The sequence below is a fragment of the Bradyrhizobium sp. AZCC 2289 genome (genome assembly GCF_036924615.1).
Lineage (GTDB): Bacteria > Pseudomonadota > Alphaproteobacteria > Rhizobiales > Xanthobacteraceae > Bradyrhizobium.
In genome coordinates, this window is sequence record NZ_JAZHRY010000001.1 from 8,859,663 (window position 1) to 8,876,653 (window position 16,991).

Below are 16,991 nucleotides of genomic sequence, written 5' to 3' on the forward strand. Positions count from 1 at the left end.
TGTTGACGCTACCAAATTACGACCGCGCATGGCATAGTCAAAATGAATAGAATAAATAGCAGGCATAGCCATGCGTAATATCCGCGGCATCGATATCGAGCTGCTGGTGACCCTCGAAGCGCTGCTCACCGCATGCAATGTCACGCATGTGGCGCGACAGCTCCATCTGAGCCAGCCGACCGTGAGCGTGCGCCTCGGCAAGCTGCGGCGACTGTTTGCCGATCCGCTGCTGACGCCCGGCGCGCGCGGCATGCGGCCGACCACGCGCGGCCTCGAATTGCTCGCGCCGTTGCGCGAAGCCCTGAGCGGCGTCGAGCGCATGCTCAGCGCGGAGACGCCGTTCGATCCGGCCAGGACCGAACTGACCTGGCGCGTCGCCGCCTCGGACTATGCGCAACATGCGATTCTGATGCCCGTGCTCGCGCATCTGCGCCGCCATGCGCCGGGGGTGCGCGTGGCCGTATACGCCCCGGTGCCCGCCGAGATCGCGCGCATGGCCGAGCGCGGCGATATCGATGTGGCATTTATCACCGCCGATATCGTGCCGGAAAACCTGCGCAGCACGATCCTGTTCGCCGAGCGCTACCAGTTCGTCGCGCGCAAGCGCCACCCGCTGCTGGGGAAGGGCCCGATCACATCCGCGCAATTCTGTGCGCTCGACCATGTGCTGGTGTCGCCGGAGGGCGGCGGCTTCAAGGGGGCCACGGACGTGCTGCTGGAAGCGCGCCGCCATAAGCGCCGCGTGGTTCTGTCCTTGCCACATTTCCTTTCGGCACCCGAAATAGTGCGCCGCTCGGACATGGTCGCCATGCTGCCGGCACGTGTGCTCGAGGGACGCAGCCATGGCCTGCAGCTGCGCGACGCGCCGATCCAGCCGCCCGGCTTTGAGATGGCCATGAGCTGGCACGAGCGCGTGCACGTCGATCCCGCGCACGCATGGCTGCGCGCGCAAGTCGTCGCGGCGGTATCGCAGGTGGCAGGGCGATCGCCTCCGTCGCGCTGATTCCGCCGGCTATTGCTTCGGTGGGGGACCGAAATCCAGCGGCGGCAGGTCGATCTGCGGCACTTCGATCTTGACCTTGTTCAGGTCGACGTTGAGCGGCTTGTCGAGCAGGCCGGTCACCGTGATCGGGAACGCGATCACCAGCACGACCATGATCGCCTGCAGCCCGATCCAGGGCATGGCGCCCCAGTAGATATCGGAGCTCTTGACCTCCTTCGGCGCGACGCCGCGCAGATAGAACAGCGCAAAGCCGAAGGGGGGATGCAGGAACGAGGTCTGCATGTTGACGCAGAGCATGACGCCGAACCAGATCAGCGCGGCATCGGGACCGACCACCGGCGCCAGCACCTTCTGCGCGATCGGCGCGATCATCGGCAGGATGATGAAGGCGATCTCGAAGAAGTCGAGGAAGAACGCCAGGAAGAAGATGAAGAGATTGATGAAGATCAGGAAGCCCCAGACGCCGCCGGGCAGCGACGTCAGCATGTTTTCGAGCCAGACGCCGCCGGAGACGCCGAGGAACACCACCGAGAAGCAGGTCGAGCCGATCAGGATGAAGGTGACCATGGTGGTGATGCGCATGGTGGTCTCGTAGCCCTGCTTGATCAGGTCGCGCAGCTCCGGAATGCGGACGGCCTCGAGGCAGATCCAGACCACGGCGAGATAGGTGACGGCGAAGGCGAGCTTGAACAGCAGGTTTTCGGTGAAGAACATCCCGACGATGGTGCCGACACCGGCGCCGATGATGCCGATGATCAGGATCTTGCTGCCGGCCGTGCTGAAATCCTTGTGATGGATCGCAGCGAGCACGATCGCGCCGATCGCGCCCATGGCACCGGCTTCGGTCGGCGTCGCCAGGCCCATCATCATGGTGCCGAGCACGACGAAGATCAGCACCGCCGACGGGATGATGCCCATCAGGCATTTTTTCCAGAGCGGCCATCCGGTCAGCGTCAACGCGGTCTTGGGCACCGCCGGCACGTGATCAGGTTTGACGAGGCCGAGGATGAAGGTGTAGCCCGCGAACAGCATGATCTGGAAGATCGATGGGCCCCAGGCGCCGAGATACATGTCGCCGACCGACTTGCCGAGCTGGTCGGCCAGCACGATCAGCACCAGCGACGGCGGCACCAGCTGCGTGATGGTGCCCGAGGCCGCCAGCACGCCGGTGATGTAGCGCATGTTGTAGCCGTAGCGGATCATCACCGGCATCGAGATCAGCGCCATGGCGATGACTTGCGCCGCCACCGTGCCGGTGATCGCGCCGAGGATGAAGCCGACGATGATGACGGAATAGCCGAGGCCGCCGCGGATCGGGCCGAACAGCTGGCCCATCGAATCCAGCATGTCTTCGGCCAGCCCGCAGCGTTCCAGGATCGCGCCCATGAAGGTGAAGAAGGGGATCGCCAGCAGCAGTTCATTCGACAGCACGCTGCCGAACACGCGGCCCGGGATCGCCTGCAGGAAGTTCATGTCGAAGAAGCCGAGATGGATCGACAGGAAGCCGAAACAGAGCCCGACCGCGGCCAGCGTGAACGCCACCGGGAAGCCGATCAGCATCGCCAGAACCAGACCGCCGAACATCAGCGGCGGCATCATCTGAAGCGTAATCATTGGGTCGGCCTCTCGTACTTCGCATCGATCGTCACATAGCCCTGCAGCGCGGCGATCCGCTTGATCACCTCTGAGACGCCTTGCAACGCCAGCATCACGAAGCCAGCAGGAATCACGAATTTGATCGGCCAGCGGATCAGGCCGCCGGCATTGCCGGACATTTCACCGACCTCGTAGGCCTGGTGGAAGAACGGCCAGGACAGGTAGCTGAGCAGCAAGCAAGACGGGATCAGGAAGAACAGCGTGCCGATCATGTCGAGCCAGAGCTGGCCGCGCTCGGTCAGGAACAGATAGAAGATTTCGACCCGGACATGCTCGTTGCGCTTGAAGGTGTAGGAGGCGCCGAACATCACCAGGATCGCAAAACTATACCACTGCAGTTCGAGCCAGCCGTTCGAAGAGTAGCCGAAGGCGTAGCGGATCATGGCGTTGGCGGCGCTGACGACACAGGCGAACAGGACCAGCCAGTTGCAGACGTAGCCGATTTTTTCATTGAGCAGGTCGATCGCCGTGCTCAGTGCCAGTAATGGGCGCATCGTGGTCTCCTGGGCGCTCGCCATCAAAGCGCGCCGAACGTTTCAACTGACATCGCGCCGCCATCGCGCGAAAAAGGCGCAGCGCCGATTCGCGTGAAGACATGGCTCATTCGCAGGAGCGATTGCAACGATAGTCCTCCCCCAATTGCGCCTCTGCCGTCTTGTCTGCACCCGTCGGACGCGTCGGCTTATCTAGCCGGGCTAGCATGAAGCAGCCGCACCAAACCAGCGGGCAGCGCCGTCGTCAATTGGAAGTTTGTTGATGTTGAACGGGAATTTGCCCCAACTGCCGGGGTTCGGCCGCGGCGGCGGCAGTCTTAGCCGCCCGTCACGCTCATGTGGCGGCTGACGCTCGGGCGGTTGTGCCGGCGGTCGATGATGAAGTCGTGACCCTTCGGCTTCAGCCCGATGGCGCGATCGATCGCGGCGGCGAGCAGGTTGTTGTCGGCGGAGGCCCGCAGCGGCTTGCGCAAATCGGAGGCATCCTCGTGGCCGAGGCAGGTGTGCAGCGTGCCGGTGCAGGTGATCCGGACCCGGTTGCAGGACTCGCAGAAATTATGGGTCATCGGCGTGATGAAGCCGAGCTTGCCGCCGGTTTCGCTGATCCGCACGTAGCGGGCAGGGCCGCCGGTGTCGTCGGTGAGATCGGTGAGGGTATATGACTTCGCGAGCCGGGCACGCACCAGCGACAGCGGCACATACTGGTCGATACGGCCTTCGCCGATATCGCCCATCGGCATCACCTCGATCAGCGTCAGCGCCATGCCCTTGCCGTGCGCCCATTCCATCAGCGCGGGGATCTCTTCCTCGTTCATGTTCTTGAGCGCCACCGCGTTGATCTTGACGGCGAGACCGGCTTCGCGCGCGGCCTCGATCCCCGCCAATACCTTGTCGATATCGCCCCAGCGGGTGATGGCGCGGAATTTTGCGGCATCCAGCGTATCCAGCGAGACGTTGACGCGGCGCACGCCGCAGTCGCGCAATTCGCCGGCGAAGCGCTGAAGTTGCGAGCCGTTGGTGGTCAGCGTCAGTTCATCGAGCGCGCCGGTGCCGAGATGCCGCGACAGCGAACGCACCAGCGACATCACGTTGCGGCGGACCAAAGGCTCGCCGCCGGTGAGGCGGATCTTGCGCACGCCCTTGGCGATGAAGGCCGAGCACAGCCGGTCGAGCTCTTCCAGCGTCAGCAGGTCTGCTTTCGGCAGAAACGTCATGTCCTCGGACATGCAGTAGAAGCAGCGCAGGTCGCAGCGGTCGGTGACCGACACGCGCAAATAGCGGATGGTCCGGCCGAACGGGTCGGTCATCGGCGCCAACAGTTCCGGAGTGCTCAACGAGGGTCCGCTCATTTCTGGAAAGTGCCTTGTCCCGCGGGGCAGCCACGACATCCGCCTGTCCCGCTAGCACAATCTAGGCACGTTGCCACCGGCTCACAATGCGCAAGTCCGTATTTGCAGCGCAAGCGATCAGCGGGTCGCCGGCGGCGGCGCTGCTGCAGGCGGGGCAGCGTTCGGCTCCGGGAACGGCGAGCCCTCGGCGGCGGCGGGCGCTGCCTTGGGCTTTTTCGGCTTTTTCGGCCGCATCGCCTTGTGGACCTTCGGCGGCGGGCCTGCGGGCTTGAGTTCCGCGAACACCGGACTGGGATCGACGGTGGTGGAGGCGGGGGTGGAGAAGTCGCCGGGGTTGCGGATCACCCGCACCGCCACGGTCGCCGGCTCGAATTTCGGCAGGTTGAAGGTGACGGAGAAGCCGGCGTCGGGCGCGGGCACCGAGACCTGGCAGGGCGTCTTGCAGCCCGGTCCGAGCGAGGTCACCGCATCGGCGCCCGGCGGCGTCGATTCGAGCTGGACCTGGATTGGCGGCGGCGTGGGTTTGAGGGAATCCAGCGAGAACGAGGAACATCCGGCCAGGCTCAGCCCGGCGACGGCAATCACGAAGACACGACGCATGATTAATCCACTCTACTGCGGCGAACAGCCACAATCCCCGGCCCGACCATATGAGCGTGGGAATAGAGGTCAACCGGGGCAGGCGCAATCGTAAAAGGATGGTTAATGCCGGAATCGACTACTTTTGGATATTTTAGTTAAATCAATATCTTAGAAAGCTCCATTGGCCCGGACGAGGCTATCCACGGCCGCCGGCAGGTCGCGCATATGCCCGATCAGCCGGTCCGGCTTCAGTTCCGCGATGGGAACATCAGTGTAGCCGAATTCCACCCCGATCACGGGAACGCCGGCGCGCCGGGCCACCCCGACATCGGGGCCGGCATCGCCGACCATGATGGTTGCGGCGATCTGCCCGCCGGCCCGCGCCACGGTCTCGCGCAGGATCGCCGGATCCGGCTTTGCGACGCCAAAGGTGTCGGCGCCGCAGATCGCGGCAAACCGTGCGCTCAGTCCGAGCTGGTCGAGCAGGCGTTTCGACAGCCACTCCAGCTTGTTGGTGCAGACCGCGAAGCGAAAACCCTGGCCTGCGAGATCGTCGAGCGCGCTTTCCAGTCCATCGAACGGACGCGAGGCGTCGGCGATGTGGTCGGCGTAGTAATCGATGAAATCGCGGGTCAGACGATCGATGTCGCCGACGCTCATGACGCGGCCATCGACCTCGAGGCCTCGTTCGAGCAGCTTGCGCGCGCCGGCGCCGATCATGTTGCGGGCCGAATCCAGCGGGACCGGCGCCATGCCTTCGCGATCGAGCACGTAATTGAGCGCGCTGATCAGGTCCGGCGCGGTGTCGACCAGGGTGCCGTCGAGATCGAATACGAGCATGCGGGGAGGGTTCATCCTGAATTCGCTATCGATCGCCACGCGATCATGCAAGTAGAGATGATCGGTGATCATCAAAAATACCGGAGGGGAACAATCATGCGCGAACTGGCCGGCAAAACAGCCTTCGTGACCGGTGGCGCCAGCGGTATTGGCCTTGCGCTCGGCCGCGCGTTTGCGCAAAGCGGCATGAAGGTGATGCTCGCCGATATCGAGGCCGAATCGCTGCAGGCCGCAGTCAGGAGCCTCAAGGAGATCGGGCCTGATGTCCGCGGCACCATGTGCGACGTCGCCGATCCCGTAAGCGTCGAGCGCGCCGCGCAAGCCACGTTCGACGCGTTCGGCAAGGTCCATATCGTCTGCAACAATGCCGGTGTCGCCGCCGGCGGCGGCATCGACCTGATCTCGCTCGACAACTGGCGCTGGGTGCTCGACGTCAACCTGATGGGCGTGCTGCACGGCGTCCGCAGTTTTCTGCCGCATATGCGCAGGCACGGCGAAGGCGGCCATATCGTCAACACCGCGTCGATGGCCGGCATGAATGGCGGCCTCGGCTTCAGCCCCTACGCGGCGAGCAAATTCGCCGTGGTCGCGATGTCCGAGGGCCTCGCCGTGCAGCTGAAGCCGCACGGTATCGGCGTCAGCGTGCTGTGCCCGAGTTTCGTGCGCACGGGCATCGGCGAGAGCGCACGCAACCGGCCCGAGCGCTACGGCCCGGCGCGCGTGCCCGATCCGGCCAGCCCGGCGGCGGCCATGGTCGCCGAGATCAAAAGGTTGATAGACACCGGGCTCGCGCCTGATTTCGTCGCAGCCCGCGTGCTTGCCGCCATCCGCGAAGACGAGTTCTACGTCTTCACCCACCCCGGCATGCGCGCCGAGGTGGAGGGGCGGTTTGCCGCGATACTGGCGGCGATGGACAAGGTGCCGGCGCCCTGATCCAGGTCGCGTTTCAGGCGGCGCCAGCCGCTTATAGCGCTGTTCCTTGGCTGAAAACGACGCTAGATATGCGCCCGCAACTTAAGGGGCATCGTCGTCACGTGGACATGGACGCATTGAAACGGCAGGCCGCAGCGCGCGCGCTCGAGCATGTGCAGGACGGCATGAAACTCGGGCTCGGCACCGGCTCGACCGCCAGGCATTTCGTCGACCTGCTCGGCGAGAAGGTCCGCGCCGGCATGAAAATCGTGGGCGTGCCGACATCGGAAGCGACCCGCGCGCAGGCGGAAGCATGCGGGATTCCCCTGACCACGCTCGACGACATCGACCGGCTCGATCTCACCGTCGATGGCGCCGACGAGATGGATCCCGCGCTCAATCTGATCAAGGGCGGCGGCGGTGCGCTCTTAAGGGAAAAGATCGTGGCGGCGGCCTCGGATCGCATGATCGTGATCGCCGACGACACCAAATGGGTCGATGTTCTCGGCCGTTTCCCCCTACCTGTGGAAGTGATCCCGTTCGGCCTGGCGGCGACGGGGCGCGCCATGGCCGCGGCATTTGCGGAAAGTGGTGTTTCCGGGCAAATGGGGGTCCGAAAGGGCAGGGACGGCCACGTTTTTGTCACCGATGGCGGCCACTGGATCATCGATGCCCATCTGGTGCGGATCAATGATGCGCCGCGGCTGGCGGGCTTGCTGAGCCTGATCCCGGGCGTCGTCGAACACGGCCTGTTTATCGGCCTTGCCAGCATCGCCGTTCTGGCGGGCGCGCAGGGAATTCGTGTAATTGAACGGCGCTAGCGCCGAACCTTGAGGAGAATTGGAATGAAGCGTTTTTCGGGAAGTTTGTCGGCCGCTGGTCTGATGCTGGGCTTGGCGCTGTTGGCCGGCCCCACCATGGCGCAGGCCCCAAAGCAGGCCGCGCCGGCCGCTGCGCCGCTCAAGGAAGCGACGCCGGCCGCCATTGCCGCCGCCAAGGAAATCCTTGGTATGAAGAACGCGAGCGCGATGTACGCCAGCGCCGTTCCCAACATCGTCGAGCAGACCAAGAACGCGCTGCTGCAGGCCAACCTCAACTATCAAAAAGACCTCAACGAGGTGGCCGTCATCGTCGCCAAGAACATGGCGGGCCGCGAAAAGGAAATCGGCGAAGGCATGGCGAAGATTTACGCCAACGAGTTCACCGAGCAGGAATTGAAGGATCTGGTGACGTTCTACAAATCGCCGCTCGGCCAGAAGCTGCTCTCGACCGAGCCGCGCGCCATCCAGTTCTCGATGTCCTATATGAACCAGTGGGCGCAGGTCTTTGCCGAAACCGTCAACGCCGCGTTCCGGGGCGAGATGAAAAAGCGCGGCAAGGAAATCTGAGCTTACTCATCGATTGATCGCGGGCGGGGTTGCCATGGCAGAGTTCGACGTCGATCTGTTCGTCATCGGGGGCGGTTCTGGCGGGGTTCGCGCCGCCCGCATCGCCGCCGGCTACGGCGCAAAGGTCATGGTCGCCGAAGAATACCGCATGGGCGGCACCTGCGTGATCCGCGGCTGCGTGCCGAAAAAGCTGTTCGTGATGGGCAGCCACGTCCGTCACGAGATCGACGATGCCGCGGGCTTCGGCTGGACCATTCCGGAAGCGACCTTCGACTGGCCGACGCTGGTCGCCAACAAGGACAAGGAGATCGCGCGGCTGGAGGGCATCTACGCCGCCAATGTCGAGAAGACCGGCGCGCGCATCGTGAAAACCCGCGCCGTGCTGGAAGACGCCCATACGCTGCGGCTCGCCACCGGCGAAGCCGTCACGGCAAAAACCATCCTGATCGCCACCGGCGGCGCGCCCAATCACGGCCCGGCGATTCCCGGCATCGAACACGTGATTTCCTCGAACGAAGCCTTTCACCTGACCGAATTGCCGAAGCGTATCGTGATCCAGGGCGGCGGCTACATCGCGCTGGAATTCGCCGGCATTTTTGCCGGCTACGGCGCCGACGTCACCGTGATCTATCGTGGTGACAACATTCTGCGCGGTTTCGACGAGGATGTCCGAAAGCATTTGCGCGCCGAGATGGAGAAGCAGGGCATCACCATCCTGACCGGCTGCACCGTCAACAGGATCGACAAGCACGGCAAGGACTTCACCACCCATCTGTCGAGCGGCTCCAGCATCGCCTCCGACAAGGTGATGTTCGCGATCGGCCGGCATCCGAACGTCGGGGGACTGGGGCTGGAGAAGGCCGGCGTCGCGCTCAACCCGAAGAACGGCGGCATCGCGGTCGACGGCTGGTCGAAGACGTCGGCGCCGAACATCTACGCCATCGGCGACGTCACCCACCGCACCAATCTGACGCCGGTCGCGATCCGCGAAGGCCACGCCTTCGCCGACACCGTATTCGGCAAGCGCCCGGTCGCGGTCGATCACGCCACCATTCCCACGGCCGTGTTCTCGCAGCCCGAAGTCGGCACTGTCGGCCTGACGGAAGCCGAGGCGCGCGCGCAATTCTCCCGCGTCGACATCTACAAGGCCGATTTTAAGCCCATCAAGGCGACGATGTCCGGCCGCGACACCCGCGTGCTGATGAAGCTGGTGGTCGATGCGACCACGGACCGCGTCCTCGGCTGCCACATCGTCGGCGACGGTGCCGCCGAGATCACCCAGGCCGTCGGCATCGCCGTCAAGATGAAAGCGACCAAGGCCGACTTCGATGCGACAGTCGCGCTGCATCCGACCGCCGCGGAAGAACTGGTGACGATGCGGACGCCGACGGCGCGGCATGTGAGGGAAGCGGCGGCGGAGTAGGGGGGCGGCCTAATCGAATGCGACGCCCATCCGAAATTCCCGTCGCCAGACGATATGGCATGGCAGTTTCAACCCGTCCTCCGGCATACTCAGTGTGAACTGCGCGGGGATTCCGAATTGATCGGTTACCTCAAGGGCCGCGCCAGTAATCGATATATCGCGAACCGTGCAGGCAATTTTAACGCCGCCGTACTCGATCTTTGCGGGCTTCATGACGCGGTGGCGCGGTGCAATACGGGTCTCAACCATCGGACAGGCTCCTTAATGAGACGAAAACCTGCGTGTTGGGTAATATGACAGGTAAAATTTAAATGTTCTTAACGCCCCCGACTTTTTACCCGCTGGGGGGTGGACCACGTCACCGACGGCGGACTGAGTGCGACGGCGGTGTTTTCGCAGCCCGAGATCGGTACCGTCGGATTGACGGAAGCTGAGGCCCGCGCGCAATTCTCCCGCGTCGACATCTACAAGGCCGATTTTAAGCCCATCAAGGCGACGATGTCCGGCTGCGACACCCGCGTGCTGATGAAGCTGGTGGTCGACGGCACCACCGATCGCGTGCTCGGCTGCCACATCGTCGGCGACAGCACCGCCGAGATCACGCAAGCCGTCGGCATCGCCGTCAAGATGAAGGCGACATTTCTACGCGACGGTGGCGCTGCATCCGATGGCCGCGGAAGAACTGGTAACGATGCGGACGCCGACGGCGCGGCATGTGAGGGAAGCGGCGGCGGAGTAGGGGGCGGGGCAAGGTCGATAACCCCGGCCTCTCGACTGTCGCGGGCCGGTCGCTCGGAACTGCCGGTGTCACCGCGGAAGGTGTTGGCGCTGCCGGGAGGGGGAGGGCTAGCTGCCCGGTACTCGATCCCAAGTAAGTCGGTTTCTCGCCCGTATGCGGTGATATGATCCATTCCATAGAACGGACGGGATCAATGACAGGTGATGCATCTTCTCCACCCACTGGTAATATTCAAACTAGGCCGCTGGAGAACGGAAATATTGAAGTCAAGTTATCGGACGGTAGCAAAGAAATTGCCGTCCTGACTTGTACGCCACAACAGCTAAATGAATTTGTTATCGGCGTTCTTAATGCTGCGCACGGCGCATTTGTTCTCGCAGAGAAAACGCCGGATGAAAATCTAGGCAAGATAAATCTTCCTGGCATTGTACCGATAACACAATGGAATATTGGACGTACCAACGTTCAAGGACAGAACGCAATTGCTCTACAAATTGGAGATGTCGTTGTCGGCCTTGCGGTCCAAAATTACCGAATGAGAGGACTAGGAAGAGTACTGACCGCTAGCTCTTGGAAGGTTCAATCGCCATCGAGCCTTACGTCGCTCCTTCTATCCTTACTCAAAGATTTTCTTATCGATTTCCGCGGATGGGGCGGCGTATTCTACGCTCGCCTTAATACATCGTTGCGGCGTTTTGCAACGTCATTCTGGTCCAAGGTCTCGGGCAAGTCGCTGAGAATGTTTCGTTTCATTTCACTTGGCCCTGATGCAACGTTACCGACATATGCCGCAGCGAACAAATGCATCTACTGTGGCGATAAAGTCTATTCCAACAAGCCTGGTATTCGCCAATATCCACTGGGTGACGAGCACATTATTGCAGAAGGCTTAGGTGGCAAACTAGAACTCGCGAAGGCGAGTTGCCAAAGCTGCGAAGAAGTTACCGGGGCCACGGTGGAAGGCGACGTTCTAGGGCAGACTTTGAAGGCGTTGCGCGCGCACCTGAAAATCCGAGGAAAACGAACCCGGCCTGTGCCTAAAACCTTGCCTCTTACAGTTCAAGTTAATGGAAGGGACACGGTCCAGGATATTCCTACGGCAGATTATCCGGTAATTTTTGTCATGCCTATTTGCGACGCGCCCCCGATTTTTGGGAATCTGGAGGCTACGTTGCCGCCGATCACAGGTATGACGATGGTTCAGCTCAACTATGACGAAAAGAAGCTGCGAAAACAGTATGGGGTTACGGCGTTTTCTACGGCGCGTTGGGACACAGTGATGTTGTCCAGCATGATTGCAAAGATAGGACACGCGTTTGCGATTGCTGAAATTGGCGAAGCCGCTTTCAAGCCCCTATTGATTGGCTTGATCCTTGAGCAAGATCGAGATTCGATTCGCCTAATTGGGGGTGAACCAAACTTGAAGCCCGCCTCAAAAGCTCTGCACTGATCTTCCCCCGAAAAAATGGACAGGGTTAAGCTGCTTTTAGCTCCATCTCGATCGGGCTGAGATAGCCGATGGCGGAGTGACGACGCGTTCGATTGTAGAAGCCCTCGACATAGGCAAAGATATCACGTGTGGCTTCTTGCCGTGTTGCATAATGCCGGTGATGGACGAGCTCGGTCTTGAGAGTGTGGAAGAAGCTTTCCATCGGGGCATTGTCGTAGCAGTTGGCCTTGCGGCTCATTGAGGCCCGCAAGCCGGCAGACTGCATCATATTGCGATACTCCGCCGAAGCATATTGAACGCCCCGATCGGAATGGTGGATCAGGCCGGCACCAGGCCGCTGTGCTGCAATGGCCATCCGCAAAGCCGCCAATGGCAGGTCGGCGCGCAAGTGATCCGCCATCGCCCAGCCGACGATCTTGCGGCTGTACAGGTCCATGACGGTGGCCAGATAGAGCCAGCCCTGATCAGTCTCGACGTAGGTGATGTCGGCGAGCCAGATCCGGTTCGGCGCGGCGGCGGTGAAGTTCTGCTCGAGCAGATTCGGGGCAATCGGGAAGTCGTGACGGCTGTCGGTGGTGCGCACCCGGCGTGGCCGCGCCATGATGGCCCTGATCCCGTGACGGCGCATCAGTCGCTCGATGCGACCGCGGCTCGCCCCGCGGCCCTGGGCCTTCAGCTCGGCATGGATGCGCGGGCTGCCATAGCGTCCGCAGGCCTCGCGGTGGACCCGTTCGATGTCGTCGACGAGCGCACGATTGGCGGCGGATCGCCGGCTCTCCGGGCGCGCTCGCCAGGCATAGTAGCCGGCCGGCGAGACACCGAGCACGTCGCACATCAGTGACACCGGGTAGTCAGCGCGGCGATCTTCAATGAAACGGAATCTCATGTCCGCGTCCCAGCAAAGATCGCGATCGACTTTTTTAAAATGTCGCGCTCCATGCGCAGCCGTTCGTTCTCTCGCTGCAAACGAGCGATCTCCGCCGCGTGGTCCGCCGACGGCACCGTCGCCTGCGTTGTGGGGCGCCGCGCCGGTGCCGTCGGCTCCCGCCCAGCCCCACGCTGCTCCACCCAGCGCCGCAATACGGAATCGCGCAGGCCAAGTTCCTTGGCCACCGATCCGATCGAGCGACCGCTCGAAGCCACCAGATCGACTGCTTGCCGCTTGTAATCGTTCGTAAACGACCGACGTTGACGTGCTTCCATCCGACACCTCCTGGCTCCTCGAGCCTACTACAGGTGTCCATCAATTCGGAGGAGGTTCACACGAAATTGGCCTTGGTTACCGCCGAGCGAACGGCAAAGATTACGTGGTCGCAACGGTGCGGCTCTTTGCAGCTCAAGGCGGTCCCACCTATTACGCGGTGGTAGGGGAGTCGCTGGAGTCGCCTATGTCTAGTACCCGGAATCAGAGCTGAGTGATACGGCGGCCTTTGAAACGGCGTTGACGGACTTTTTTCTTGGTCCAGACGAAGGGCTCAGCCTTTTCGTTGTATGCGTTGATGTAGGCATCGATATGCTGCTGGAGCTGCTTAAGGCTTGTGAAGGAAGCGCCGTTGAGCGACTGCCCCTGCAGGATGGAGAACCAAACCTCGACCTGATTGAGCCAGGACGCGCTTGTCGGCGTGAAATGAAATTTCACATTGGGATGGGCCTTTAGCCAGTGCTCGTTCTTCTTATGGGTGTTGAGATTGTCGAGGATGACGTGAAGCTGGCGGTCCGGAAAAGCCGAGGTGACGCTGTCCATGAAGTCGAGGAACTCGACACGGCGCCGCCGTTTTGAATGCGTCGCGATGATCTTTCCGGTCGCAACCTCGAGCGCCGCAAACAGCGTTGTTGTGCCATGCCGTTTGTAGTCGTGGCTCTGACCGGTCAAGGCGCGACCATTGGGCAACTTCAGATAGCCCTGCGCTCGCTCCAAAGCCTGGATCGAAGGCTTTTCGTCCACGCATAGCACAATGGCCTTCTCCGGCGGGGCGACGTAGAGGCCGACAACATCGGCGGCTTTGGCCGTGAAGTTCGGGTCGGTGCTCTCACACCAGGACTTGCGAGCCACGAGGTCGATCTTGTGGCTGCGCAGGAACCGCCAGACATATTGGACGTCAACATCACCCAACGCCTCGGCCAGCAGGGGCCCGGTCCAGCGCGCAAACCCTTCCGGTGGTGGCTTGTCCAACAGCCGCAGAATCCGCTTGTCGGTGGCCTTCGTATAGATCGGCTGCTTGCCTGGCCGCGGCTTGTCCTGCAGCCCTTCAAGGCCAAGGTCGGCGTAGCGATGCCGCCAAAGGCTGACAATCCGCGGCTGGACCCCAACCTCCTTGGCAATCGACCGGGTGCTGCGCCCGGCCGCCGCCAACAGAACGATCCGAGCCCGCTTCAAATCGCGCTGCAATGTCACCGGTGAGCGGCAACAGGCCTCAAGCACCTTGCGATCTTTCTTCGAAAGGTGGACTTCTCTTGCTTCGGGTATCATCCATATCTTGAATCACGACTCACGATCCAAGAAAAGTGGGTACTAGGTATAGGAGGGTTCTCTCCAGACGAATCTCCTCGACATGAGCATTCGAGGGGAGCCAATCGATCTAAAATTCTACAGCTAAGGGAAGCGTTCTCTTAGCGAGAGGGTTAGGCACATCGTAAGCAAAGCCCCCCAGTGAAGTTATTTGGATTAGCGAAGTCTCAGTAGTGGTCGAGCGCCGTTCGAGTCCGGCGGGCTCCCCAGTGAACCGCACACGATTTACGTGGGACCTATCCTTTGGAGACGCACTTGGGCTTATCGCACCAGCTACTAATGCATTGAGGCCTCCCCCCGCCCCATTCATCGAAAATTCAGCGAGGGTGCGTAGCTCTTGCTCGGCAAATCCTACAAAATGCAACCATACTAGTGAGTGCCTTGCGCCTGATAATTGGTCTGCGGCGTCTTTCAAAACACGAACCACGCGCTGAGCGAGCGTATTTTCTTTGCTAGTCTTAAGCGCGAGAGCGACTATCTTCCCTGAAACTTTAGTGAAGCAATGGGATGCGCCTACGTCTGGATCATCGAGGAGCAAGTCTTGCAGCGCGCTGGAGGTCATCGTGTCCGCAGCCTGCGTCCAAGATGGTCGGGGCAAGAAATCAATGGTGGCATCCGCGCAATCGGCGTGCCCCGCGAACTGAGAACTCAGTTCCGTCTTGAATTCTTGCAAGATCGCTTTCGAGGCCCCCGGATCATCTTTGAATTGTAAGCTAAAGATCCCTGATTCATCGACGGGAAGACGCTTATGCACAAGGTTCAGGAACGTTTGGCTGAGATTAACAACCAGTTCATTCTTGATCGGGTTACCTGTGTCTTCCGACAAAGTTTTGCACTCGACCTCCACCTCAGTGTCGCCGGACACGCATAGTAGGTCGAATTTCCCAACGCCCTCTAAGTCCGCAAATCTTACGTCACCGAACTTCTGCCTAAGATGAATGTAGCCCCGAAATTCGTGTTCGATTTGGCGCATGTCTCTGTCGGGTTTTAGATTATCGAGGATCATCTTACGAAGCCGAACTGCAGCCAAATCCGACATTGCAATCCGGGCACGATTTACGCCTGCAATGAACGTGGCGGCGCGAACCGCTCTTTGCACGGTAGTATCGAGGTGAAATGGCTGTGGCCCGTCCGTGAACTGCTCCATCTGCTCATGGAAGAAGTATCTAGTTCCGAAGAGCCGCCGTGGGGCCGGGTCAAGCATCGATAGCTTGTGCATCACTTTGCGCGTTGCCTTTTGAAGGTCTTGCTCCCCCACATATCGGGCGAACCTCCTCCGAATTGATGGACACCTGTAGTAGGCTCGAGGAGCCAGGAGGTGTCGGATGGAAGCACGTCAACGTCGGTCGTTTACGAACGATTACAAGCGGCAAGCAGTCGATCTGGTGGCTTCGAGCGGTCGCTCGATCGGATCGGTGGCCAAGGAACTTGGCCTGCGCGATTCCGTATTGCGGCGCTGGGTGGAGCAGCGTGGGGCTGGGCGGGAGCCGACGGCACCGGCGCGGCGCCCCACAACGCAGGCGACGGTGCCGTCGGCGGACCACGCGGCGGAGATCGCTCGTTTGCAGCGAGAGAACGAACGGCTGCGCATGGAGCGCGACATTTTAAAAAAGTCGATCGCGATCTTTGCTGGGACGCGGACATGAGATTCCGTTTCATTGAAGATCGCCGCGCTGACTACCCGGTGTCACTGATGTGCGACGTGCTCGGTGTCTCGCCGGCCGGCTACTATGCCTGGCGAGCGCGCCCGGAGAGCCGGCGATCCGCCGCCAATCGTGCGCTCGTCGACGACATCGAACGGGTCCACCGCGAGGCCTGCGGACGCTATGGCAGCCCGCGCATCCATGCCGAGCTGAAGGCCCAGGGCCGCGGGGCGAGCCGCGGTCGCATCGAGCGACTGATGCGCCGTCACGGGATCAGGGCCATCATGGCGCGGCCACGCCGGGTGCGCACCACCGACAGCCGTCACGACTTCCCGATTGCCCCGAATCTGCTCGAGCAGAACTTCACCGCCGCCGCGCCGAACCGGATCTGGCTCGCCGACATCACCTACGTCGAGACTGATCAGGGCTGGCTCTATCTGGCCACCGTCATGGACCTGTACAGCCGCAAGATCGTCGGCTGGGCGATGGCGGATCACTTGCGCGCCGACCTGCCATTGGCGGCTTTGCGGATGGCCATTGCAGCACAGCGGCCTGGTGCCGGCCTGATCCACCATTCCGATCGGGGCGTTCAATATGCTTCGGCGGAGTATCGCAAAATGATGCAGTCTGCCGGCTTGCGGGCCTCAATGAGCCGCAAGGCCAACTGCTACGACAATGCCCCGATGGAAAGCTTCTTCCACACTCTCAAGACCGAGCTCGTCCATCACCGGCATTATGCAACACGGCAAGAAGCCACACGTGATATCTTTGCCTATGTCGAGGGCTTCTACAATCGAACGCGTCGTCACTCCGCCATCGGCTATCTCAGCCCGATCGAGATGGAGCTAAAAGCAGCTTAACCCTGTCCATTTTTTCGGGGGAAGATCAGGCGAACGACGCAAACTCAGCGACGAAGTCAAAATCGTTAGTTTCCGGTTCAGTCAAGGTGTTCTCCGAATCGCACGAACAGCAAGCGTCGTTTGCGTACCCAGGATGTACTCGG

The 16,991-nt window shown here is 61.5% G+C and carries 16 protein-coding genes and 1 pseudogene; 8 read left to right on the top strand and 9 right to left on the bottom strand.

The genetic code is table 11. The features are described from left to right. The first annotated feature begins 70 nt into the window (after positions 1-70). A complete protein-coding gene (locus V1289_RS41425; RefSeq protein WP_334405078.1) occupies positions 71-1,003 on the top strand; it encodes a LysR family transcriptional regulator in 933 nt (310 codons plus the stop codon). Positions 1,004-1,012: 9 nt separating this feature from the next. Here the strand turns inward: V1289_RS41425 and V1289_RS41430 are convergent, their stop codons facing one another. The 5 genes from V1289_RS41430 to V1289_RS41450 form a co-directional block, all read right to left on the bottom strand. Further along, positions 1,013-2,617: a TRAP transporter large permease gene (locus V1289_RS41430; RefSeq protein WP_334405080.1), complete on the bottom strand. Its 1,605-nt coding sequence runs from the start codon at positions 2,615-2,617 to the stop codon at positions 1,013-1,015. Further along, a complete protein-coding gene (locus V1289_RS41435) occupies positions 2,614-3,153 on the bottom strand; it encodes a TRAP transporter small permease subunit (protein WP_074281513.1) in 540 nt (179 codons plus the stop codon). Before V1289_RS41435 ends, V1289_RS41430 begins: the two co-directional genes overlap by 4 nt. Before the next feature lie 317 nt (positions 3,154-3,470). After that, on the bottom strand, positions 3,471-4,502 hold the full coding sequence (moaA, locus tag V1289_RS41440) for a GTP 3',8-cyclase MoaA (protein WP_334405085.1): 1,032 nt from the start codon (positions 4,500-4,502) through the stop codon (positions 3,471-3,473). A gap of 117 nt (positions 4,503-4,619) precedes the next feature. Next, positions 4,620-5,102, bottom strand: a complete 483-nt coding sequence (locus V1289_RS41445; protein WP_334405087.1) for a hypothetical protein — start codon at positions 5,100-5,102, stop codon at positions 4,620-4,622. A gap of 150 nt (positions 5,103-5,252) precedes the next feature. Further along, complete coding sequence (locus V1289_RS41450; RefSeq protein ID WP_334407878.1) at positions 5,253-5,939, bottom strand: HAD-IA family hydrolase; 687 nt, start codon at positions 5,937-5,939, stop codon at positions 5,253-5,255. An 81-nt stretch (positions 5,940-6,020) separates the two neighbouring features. Between V1289_RS41450 and V1289_RS41455 the strand changes: the two genes are divergently transcribed. From V1289_RS41455 to gor, 4 genes are all read left to right on the top strand, one after another. Continuing rightward, a complete protein-coding gene (locus V1289_RS41455) occupies positions 6,021-6,857 on the top strand; it encodes an SDR family NAD(P)-dependent oxidoreductase (RefSeq protein WP_334405088.1) in 837 nt (278 codons plus the stop codon). A 101-nt stretch (positions 6,858-6,958) separates the two neighbouring features. Next, on the top strand, positions 6,959-7,657 hold the full coding sequence (gene rpiA, locus V1289_RS41460) for a ribose-5-phosphate isomerase RpiA (RefSeq protein WP_334407880.1): 699 nt from the start codon (positions 6,959-6,961) through the stop codon (positions 7,655-7,657). A 24-nt stretch (positions 7,658-7,681) separates the two neighbouring features. Beyond that, complete coding sequence (locus V1289_RS41465) at positions 7,682-8,224, top strand: DUF2059 domain-containing protein (protein WP_334405090.1); 543 nt, start codon at positions 7,682-7,684, stop codon at positions 8,222-8,224. A gap of 34 nt (positions 8,225-8,258) precedes the next feature. Then, positions 8,259-9,647, top strand: a complete 1,389-nt coding sequence (gene gor, locus V1289_RS41470) for a glutathione-disulfide reductase (protein WP_334405092.1) — start codon at positions 8,259-8,261, stop codon at positions 9,645-9,647. Between the two features lie 9 nt (positions 9,648-9,656). Here the strand turns inward: gor and V1289_RS41475 are convergent, their stop codons facing one another. After that, entirely contained in the window at positions 9,657-9,896 is a 240-nt protein-coding gene (locus V1289_RS41475) for a PilZ domain-containing protein (RefSeq protein WP_334405094.1), read from the bottom strand. A gap of 132 nt (positions 9,897-10,028) precedes the next feature. Here V1289_RS41475 and V1289_RS41480 point away from each other — a divergent pair. Together V1289_RS41480 and V1289_RS41485 are read left to right on the top strand one after the other, a co-directional pair. Further along, positions 10,029-10,386 (top strand): annotated as a pseudogene (locus tag V1289_RS41480) (glutathione-disulfide reductase); the annotation flags it as partial. Positions 10,387-10,579: 193 nt separating this feature from the next. Continuing rightward, a complete protein-coding gene (locus V1289_RS41485; protein WP_334405096.1) occupies positions 10,580-11,836 on the top strand; it encodes a hypothetical protein in 1,257 nt (418 codons plus the stop codon). Positions 11,837-11,861: 25 nt separating this feature from the next. Here the strand turns inward: V1289_RS41485 and V1289_RS41490 are convergent. The 3 genes from V1289_RS41490 to V1289_RS41500 all read right to left on the bottom strand — a co-directional run bounded on the left by V1289_RS41490 (position 11,862) and on the right by V1289_RS41500 (position 15,492). Then, a protein-coding gene (locus V1289_RS41490) for an IS3 family transposase (protein ID WP_442896122.1) occupies positions 11,862-13,039 on the bottom strand; the annotation gives its coding sequence in 2 pieces (ribosomal slippage) (positions 11,862-12,748 and positions 12,748-13,039; 1,179 coding nt in all). A 202-nt stretch (positions 13,040-13,241) separates the two neighbouring features. Beyond that, on the bottom strand, positions 13,242-14,306 hold the full coding sequence (locus tag V1289_RS41495) for an IS630 family transposase (protein ID WP_334397520.1): 1,065 nt from the start codon (positions 14,304-14,306) through the stop codon (positions 13,242-13,244). 109 nt (positions 14,307-14,415) lie between these two features. Beyond that, entirely contained in the window at positions 14,416-15,492 is a 1,077-nt protein-coding gene (locus V1289_RS41500) for a hypothetical protein (protein ID WP_334405098.1), read from the bottom strand. 178 nt (positions 15,493-15,670) lie between these two features. On the opposite strand from V1289_RS41500, the gene V1289_RS41505 reads away from it, so the two are divergent. Beyond that, positions 15,671-16,848 (top strand): IS3 family transposase gene (locus tag V1289_RS41505; RefSeq protein WP_442896133.1). Its coding sequence is split into 2 segments (ribosomal slippage): positions 15,671-15,962 and positions 15,962-16,848, totalling 1,179 coding nucleotides; the frame shifts between segments, so codons are not numbered across the junction. The last annotated feature ends 143 nt before the right edge of the window (positions 16,849-16,991 follow it).